This is a genomic window from Luteibacter sp. P4_D7_3, assembly GCF_056401735.1.
This window is the reverse complement of sequence record NZ_JBFUIT010000216.1, coordinates 1-7,123: the sequence shown is the minus strand read 5'-3', so window position 1 is coordinate 7,123 and position 7,123 is coordinate 1. Positions and strand designations below refer to the sequence as shown.

Sequence of the window (7,123 nt, the reverse complement as noted above, 5' to 3'; positions counted from 1 at the left end):
TCACCGTACTTACCTCGGCCAGCGACACACCGGGCACGGCGAATATGGATTTCGCGATCTTCCCGCCGCGTTGGCTTGTCGCCGAGCACACGTTTCGGCCGCCGTACTTCCACCGTAACGTCGCCAGCGAATTCATGGGCCTGATCGACGGCGCCTACGACGCAAAGCAAGGCGGCTTCGTGCCCGGTGGTTCGAGCCTGCACAACTGCATGAGCGGCCATGGCCCCGACGCGGCGAGCTTCGAGAAAGCATCGAATGCGGACGTCTCGCGTCCCGACCATATCGTTGGCACCATGGCCTTCATGTTCGAAACGCGCAAGGTCATCCGTCCGACGCGACAGGCGCTCGAGTCGCCGTCGCTGCAGGGCAATTATTACGAATGCTGGCGCGGGCTGAAGAAACACTTCACGCCGCCGTCGGCCTGATCGACAAGGAATCGCATGAAACTCGCTTCATTGAAGGAGGGCGGCCGTGACGGCACGCTCATCGTCGTCAGCCGCGACCTGTCGCGCGCCGTGAAGGCTACCGGCATTGCGCCGACGCTGCAGGCTGCGCTGGACGATTGGAGCACGATCGCGCCACGCCTCAACGCGTTGTCGGAAGACCTCAACGAGGGGGGCGCGCAGGGCGCGTTCGATCTCGACATGGCCAGGCTTGCCGCGCCGCTTCCGCGCGCGTACGAGTTCGTCGACGGGAGTGCCTACCTTCCGCACGTTGAACGCGTACGTCGTGCGCGTGGCGCCGAGGTGCCGGAGTCGTTCTACGTCGATCCGCTGATGTACCAGGCGACCAGTGCCGGCTTTCTCGGGCCGCGCGATCCGGTCGTCGTCGCCAGCGAAGAGTTCGGTATCGACCTCGAGGCCGAGGTGCTCATCATCACCGACGACGTGCCGATGGGCGTGACGCCGGCGCAGGCTGCCGCTCATATCCAGCTGGTCGGACTGGTCAACGACGTTTCGCTGCGTGGCCTCATTCCGGGCGAACTCGCCAAGGGCTTCGGCTTCGTGCAGTCCAAGCCCCGTTCCGCGTTGTCGCCGGTGTTCGTCACGCCGGATGAACTGGGCGATGCCTGGATCGACGACAAGCTCCACCTGCCGATGCGCACCTGGATCAACGGCACGTGGTTCGGCGAAGCCGAGTGCGGCGTCGACATGCAGTTCGATTTCTCGCAGCTGGTGGCCCACGTCGCGAAGACGCGCCCGCTGACCGCAGGCACGCTTGTCGGCTCGGGCACCATCGCCAACCAGGACACGGGCAAGGGCGCTTCATGCCTCGCCGAGCAGCGCACGGTGGAAACCTTGCGCGACGGCAAGCCAAGCACCCCGTTCCTGTCCTTCGGCGACACGGTGAAGATCGACGTCACCGATGCCTCAGGCGCGTCGATCTTCGGCGCGATCGAACAAGTCATCGCCAAGGCATAACTGCTCTGTGTAGGAGCCGATTCATCGGCGATGGGTGCTCGCGATAACGTTGCCAGCTGCTGCGGGATCGCCGATGAATACCTCAGCGTAGCTCACCGAGGCTATTTGCTCGAGCGATTGATCCGGTGCCGGCTGCTGCTCATAGTTGCCGGAAGACGTGTGCGGTGTGACGTGGACCCCAGCGACTCAGCAACCTCTTGGCGCTTGCTGTTCCCGGCTAGGCCGAACATATGAGTTCCCTGCGAGGTTTTCGCGTTTGGCGTCGCAGGTGTAGGAAGAGAGCGGACCCTTGCCGACGAGTTCGTCAACGGCATTTGGGCGTCGGTGCATTCCCCGCAAAGGCGGAGGAAGTGGCGACGGCCTCGCAGGCGAGGGTGAGCAGGGATCCTATCGTTCGACTCCCCCTGAGCGGAGAAGAACCCCATACGGTGTGGGGCTGCTCCAGGGTGTCACTGAACTTTTACAAATGTCTTGAATCGCCGGGGTCGCAATGAGTTGGTCGCGTTAGTGATCACATGAGACTTTCGCAGCTGGCTATTTCAGCGGTGTCGTGGTCCCGGGTTTGATTGCCGCAGCGTTCATTGATGATCTTTCGCCTCTCGCGTTCTTTATCGGGAAGGGCCTGCTTCGTGAAGTCTCCGCCGACTTTTCGAGCGATTGTTGCCTACCGATACAACAGCTGCGGCTTGCATTGGTGGATTTTTGATTTGACTACCTTGTGTTTTCTCACTCGCGCAATGCGACAGGTGCGCTTGTGGAGAGCCCGTTTATACACAAGGACCATCGGATGAAATTTACACACTCAGTATTCTCGACGCTCATGTTCTCATTCGCGCCGTTGGTTGCAGCCAACGCGGCGGGGGGTAGGGTCAACCAATGCTTGTACAATTGCCCACCTCCTGTCGGCGGTATTTCCGCTCCCGTCCAAGTTGGGGTTCCTGCTGGCGGTCTTGGTACGGTGCAGATCCGCTGGACTTGGAATCAGTCGCGCCAAAAACCAGTCACCCAGTACAGCTGCCTGTGGGTAAGTGGGGCCGGCGAGAACGACGCGCATATCGTCCAGTGTGAGCATCCGCGAAACACCTATACCATCGTTGTGCCTTGGATCAACGTCGGTGCGTACACCTTCCGTGTTGCTCCCGGCAGTCCCCGTGGGCCTTACACGAAGCCGATCGCCGCCCTCCAGTCGCTTGCGCAAACCACGGTGTTTGGCGTCGCCCAATAAAAGGGTTCATCTCTGAAAGTAGGAAAGGCCTGCGTGGATTGAGTGGGCCTTTCTTCGCAGCATCCTCGAGATAGTGGCGAATGCCTACGCGAGTGCCAGAAAATGCCTGCATTCGCAGTCAGTTCGACCGACTAGCGTGTGCTGGATAGTCAGCAGGGTCAATGTATGAAATCGCTATGGTTGATTGCCGGAGCTTCAGTAGTTGCGGTGGTGATTGCGTTTGGTGGATCCGCCCGGTCAGCTGACAATGAAGCAGAGCTTGAGATTATCGAGGCTGTCGCGAGTACGACGACGGTTGTGGAGGGTAGTTCACGGATTTCGCAGTCACATCCTGAGCGGCAAGTGGAACTTGCCCGCGCCTTGTCTGATCACGGCGACAGCGCGACACAGGCGCGTCATAAAGCCCGCTGCTATTACAACTGCTCACCTCCGGTAGGCAGCGTGACAGCTTCCCCCAACGTCGTCGATGTGCCAGCCGATGCTCTCGGCTCTGTCACCATTCACTGGCGATGGGAACAATCTTCCACGCAGGAGGTGAGCCGACACGGCTGCCTCTGGGTGAGCGGCCAGAACGAAATTGAAGCGCATCAGGTCCAGTGCGAGCTTGCCAGTCATACGTATGTGACGAACGTTGGCTGGATTGGCGTCGGCAGCTATGTATTTCGTGTCGCGCCAGGAAATCCCGAAGGTCCTTATACGAAGCCAGTCGCGGGGCTTTACCAGCTGGCGCAGGCGATCGTTATCGGGGTTGGTGCAGATAGTCGTTGAAGATCCGGCGATGTTTCATTCTCGGTAGGAGCCGATTCATCGGCGATCCCGCGGCAGCGGGCAAGGTTGCCGCGAGCACCCTTCGCCGATGAATCGGCTCCTACAGGAAGCGGTCGGCGTAAACGAAAAGGCCCGCACGTTGCCGTGCGGGCCTTGTTTCATGKGGAGAGCGCCGGTGGCGCCCATCGCCGCTGAAGCGGCTTCCACATTACTTGGCGTTCATCAGCGCCTTGGTCATGTCGAGCATGCGGTTCGAGAAGCCCCACTCGTTGTCGTACCACGAGAGGACCTTGACCAGCGTGCCTTCCATCACTCGCGTCTGCGTCGAGTCGTAGATCGACGAGTGCGGGTTGTGGTTGAAGTCGATCGACACCAGCGGCTGCGTGTTGACCGCGAGGATGCCCTTCATCGAACCATTGGCGGCTTCGTTGATGACGGCATCGATCTCTTCCTTCGTCGTCGCGCGGGCGGCGGTGAAGACGAGGTCGACGACGGACACGTTGATCGTCGGCACGCGCATGGCGAAACCGTCGAGCTTGCCGTTGAGTTCCGGCAGCACCAGACCGACCGCGGCGGCGGCGCCGGTCTTGGTCGGGATCTGGCTGTGCGTGGCGCTACGGGCGCGGCGAAGATCCGAGTGGTAGACGTCGGTCAGCACCTGGTCGTTCGTGTAGGCATGGATGGTGGTCATCAGGCCATGCACGATGCCGATCTTCTCGTGGAGCACCTTGGCCAGCGGAGCCAGGCAGTTGGTGGTGCACGAGGCGTTGGAGATGACTTCGAGCTTCGAGGTGAGCTTGTCGTCGTTGACGCCCATGACGAAGGTGCCGTCCACGTCCTTGTCGCCAGGTGCCGAGATGATCACCTTCTTGGCGCCGCCGGCGATATGCGCGCTGGCCTTCGCCTTGGAGGTGAAGAAGCCGGTGGATTCCAGCACCACGTCGACGCCGTGCTCGCCCCAGGGCAGCTTGGACGGAYCGCGCTCGGCGAAGACCTTGATGCGGTCGCCGTTGACGATCAGGTCGCCGCCGTCAACCGACACGTCACCCGGGAAACGACCGTGCGCCGTGTCGTACTGGGTCAGGTGAGCATTGGTGTTGGCATCGCCGAGATCGTTGATCGCAACGATCTGGATGTCCTGGCCATTCTTCTTGGCTTCGTAAAGCGAACGCAGGATGTTGCGACCGATGCGACCGTAACCGTTGATGGCGACCTTGATGGTCATAGGGCGTGCCTCCGGATGGGATGTTCTGACTAGGTAAGGGCGGGTGGCGTAAACGTCCATGGTAACGGAACGTCGCAGGGGCCGGCTTGCTGCGCCGCCGCGATCTGTCATCCGGGTCTCAGTCCGGATGTGGCAAACTTGGCCGTTCGCCCGTCCGGAAACGTTTACAGCTCCATGAAAACGACTCATAAGCGCGCGCTAGCCGCCTTACTGGCCCTCACCGTCCCCGCCTTCGCGACCACCGTCCAGGCCTGGGGCGACATCGGCCACCGCATCGTCGCCGAACTGGCCTGGCGCCAGCTCGACCCCTCGGCCAAGGCCGAAGTGGAGCGCCTGCTCAAGGCCGACGGCTCCGATTCCCTGGCCGATGTGGCCAGCTGGCCCGACCACCTGCGTAACGATCCGGACCAGAAGGAACTGGGCAAGGCCACCGCCAAGCTGCACTACATGGACTTCCTGGACGGCAAGTGTGTCTACGTGCCGCCGGTGGATTGCAAGGACGGCCAATGTGTCGTCGGCGGCCTGGAGAAGTACGTCGCCATCCTCGGCGACCGCCACAAGTCCAATGCCGAGCGCGCCGAAGCGCTGAAGTTCGTCGTCCACTTCGTGGGTGACGTGCATCAGCCGCTGCACGCCGGCAACCGCGACGACAAGGGCGGTAACGACTACCAGGTGCAGTTCGACGGCAAGGGCTCCAACCTGCACAAGGTCTGGGACTCCAGCATGCTTTACACCCGCGACCTGCAGTGGCCGGCCTATACCGACCGCCTCGCCGCCGAAGGCCCGGTGACCCTCCCGAAGCCCATTCCTCCGCTGGACAACCCGTACGCCCAGTGGGCCGAAGAGTCCTGCCAGATCGTCGCCACGAACGGCTTCTATCCGGGCAACCACACGGTCGACGACGCCTACGTTGCCAAATACCTTCCGGTCGCCGAGACCCGCCTGCGCCTTGCAGGCAAGCGTCTCGCCGACCTGCTCAACCACACGCTGGACTAAAAAAATGACCGATATCCAGGTTCGCCGCACCAAGATCGTCGCCACCCTCGGACCCGCCACGGACGCGCCGGGCATGCTCGAGAAAATCCTTGAAGAGGGCGTGGACATCGTCCGCCTGAACCTCTCGCATGGCACCCCGGACGACCACCGTGCCCGCGCCGCCGCCGTGCGCGCGGCGGCGGAAAAGGTCGGTCGCGAGGTCGGCATCCTGGCCGACCTGCAGGGCCCGAAGATCCGCATCGAGAAGTTCGCCGACGGCCCGATCGACCTCATGGCCGGTGACAGCTTCGTGCTCGACTGCCGTCCGGACGCACCGGCTGGCACGCAGAGCCGCGTGGGCGTGAGCTACTACGACCTGCCCAAGGACGTGGTCGCCGGCGACGTGCTGTTGCTCGACGACGGCCTGATCGCGCTCTCGGTCATCGAGATCTCCGGCAGCGAAATCCGCACCCGTGTGGTCATCGGCGGTCGCCTGTCGGCACGCAAGGGCCTCAACCGCCAGGGCGGCGGCCTCAGCGTCAGCGCCTTGTCCGACAAGGATCGCAACGACATCAAGCTGGCCGCCGAGATGGGCGCGGACTTCCTCGCGGTCTCCTTCGTGCGCTGCGCCGACGACCTTCATGAAGCCCGCCGCCTGATGCGCGAGGCCGGCGGTGACGCCGCCATCGTCTCCAAGATCGAGCGTGCCGATGCCATCCCCGTGCTCGGCGAAATCATCGACGCGTCCGACGTGGTGATGGTCGCCCGCGGTGACCTCGGCGTGGAAATCGGCGACGCCGAACTGCCGGGTCTGCAGAAGAAGATCATTCGCGAATCCGTGCAGCGCAACCGCTCGGTGATCACCGCGACGCAGATGCTGCAGTCGATGGTGCGTGCGCCGATCCCGACGCGCGCCGAAGTGCTCGACGTGGCCAACGCGGTCATCGACGGGACCGATGCCGTCATGCTCTCGGAAGAGAGCGCCGCGGGTGCGCATCCGGACAAGGCCGTCGCTGCCATGCGCCGCATCTGCCTGGGTGCCGAGCGCCAGTTCGAACCGCGTGACGACCTCCGCCCGGATACCCACTCGCTGGACCGCAGCGACCAGGCCATCGCCCTCGCCGCCATGCTGCTCGCCGCCCAGGTGGGTGTGCGCGCTATCGTCGCACTGACCGAGTCGGGCGCCACCGCCCAGTGGCTGTCGCGCTACCGCTTCGCCGTGCCCATCTACGCGCTGTCCCCGTCGGACATGGCTCGCCGCCGCATGCTCATGCTGCGCGACGTGCAGCCAGTGGACTTCGAGCAGAGCAATCTCGATCCGGCACACACCGCCCGCGCCGCGCTCCAGCACCTGTTCGCGCTGGGCAAGCTGGCCAAGGGCGACCGCGTCATCCTGACCCACGGTGACCACATCGGTCGTGGCGGTGGTACCAACACGCTGAAGCTGTTGGTCGTCGGCGACGACGGCATCGCCGACAGCCTGCGCGACCTATAAACACATGTGGGAGC

At 63.1% G+C, this 7,123-nt stretch carries 7 protein-coding genes; 6 read left to right on the top strand and 1 reads right to left on the bottom strand.

Translation table 11 applies throughout. The features are described from left to right. The 4 genes from AC1DSN_RS16055 to AC1DSN_RS16040 all read left to right on the top strand — a co-directional run. Window positions 1-425, top strand: a 425-nt coding sequence (locus AC1DSN_RS16055; RefSeq protein WP_477331623.1) for a homogentisate 1,2-dioxygenase domain-containing protein, incomplete at its 5' end; no start/stop codon positions are given. A 15-nt stretch (window positions 426-440) separates the two neighbouring features. Next, the gene (locus tag AC1DSN_RS16050; RefSeq protein ID WP_213949612.1) at window positions 441-1,421 is read left to right on the top strand and encodes a fumarylacetoacetate hydrolase family protein; all 981 of its coding nucleotides are present in this window, start codon (window positions 441-443) and stop codon (window positions 1,419-1,421) included. 787 nt (window positions 1,422-2,208) lie between these two features. Next, window positions 2,209-2,646 carry a hypothetical protein gene (locus AC1DSN_RS16045; RefSeq protein WP_477331621.1) on the top strand — a complete coding sequence of 146 codons (438 nt, stop codon included), beginning with the start codon at window positions 2,209-2,211 and terminating at the stop codon, window positions 2,644-2,646. Between the two features lie 165 nt (window positions 2,647-2,811). Further along, window positions 2,812-3,414, top strand: a complete 603-nt coding sequence (locus AC1DSN_RS16040) for a hypothetical protein (RefSeq protein ID WP_477294815.1) — start codon at window positions 2,812-2,814, stop codon at window positions 3,412-3,414. Window positions 3,415-3,622: 208 nt separating this feature from the next. Here the strand turns inward: AC1DSN_RS16040 and gap are convergent, their stop codons facing one another. Further along, the gene (gene gap, locus AC1DSN_RS16035) at window positions 3,623-4,639 is read right to left on the bottom strand and encodes a type I glyceraldehyde-3-phosphate dehydrogenase (RefSeq protein WP_477331619.1); all 1,017 of its coding nucleotides are present in this window, start codon (window positions 4,637-4,639) and stop codon (window positions 3,623-3,625) included. Window positions 4,640-4,813: 174 nt separating this feature from the next. On the opposite strand from gap, the gene AC1DSN_RS16030 reads away from it, so the two are divergent. Then, window positions 4,814-5,635 (top strand): S1/P1 nuclease, encoded by an 822-nt coding sequence (locus tag AC1DSN_RS16030; protein WP_477298069.1) that lies wholly within the window; start codon window positions 4,814-4,816, stop codon window positions 5,633-5,635. Window positions 5,636-5,639: 4 nt separating this feature from the next. Further along, on the top strand, window positions 5,640-7,109 hold the full coding sequence (gene pyk, locus AC1DSN_RS16025; RefSeq protein ID WP_063570843.1) for a pyruvate kinase: 1,470 nt from the start codon (window positions 5,640-5,642) through the stop codon (window positions 7,107-7,109). Window positions 7,110-7,123 lie beyond the last annotated feature (14 nt).